This is a genomic window from Acidithiobacillus concretivorus (assembly GCF_018853445.1).
Classification (GTDB): domain Bacteria; phylum Pseudomonadota; class Gammaproteobacteria; order Acidithiobacillales; family Acidithiobacillaceae; genus Acidithiobacillus; species Acidithiobacillus concretivorus.
This window is the reverse complement of sequence record NZ_JABELD010000198.1, coordinates 1-253: the sequence shown is the minus strand read 5'-3', so window position 1 is coordinate 253 and position 253 is coordinate 1. Positions and strand designations below refer to the sequence as shown.

1 protein-coding gene is annotated in these 253 nt (G+C 51.4%); it reads right to left on the bottom strand.

The annotated features are described in order from the left end of the window. Positions 1–54: 54 nt before the first annotated feature. Positions 55–253, bottom strand: a 199-nt coding sequence (locus HJG40_RS14980) for a hypothetical protein (RefSeq protein ID WP_215864929.1), incomplete at its 5' end; no start/stop codon positions are given.

The following is a 253-nucleotide window of genomic DNA, read 5'->3' as shown; positions in this document are numbered from 1 at the left end:
CGCTATATCGAGGGTTGAAGCAGTCATATCATCCTTCCTTGAGAGTCTAAGCCGTCAGTATGCGCCCAAGACACCAATTAGAACAAGTCCAAATTTTACCTCTTTAGAAGTGATCTGTAATTCCCACAAAAACGGCAGAGGGCGGGGAGGCTTTTTGCGCCAACGGCCCTTGCCTGTTGTTCTAAGGCTCATCCTGCTGTCAGGAGAGAACTCGCCCTTTGGGCTCAGACAGCTCTCCTGACGGGCGCAGGAT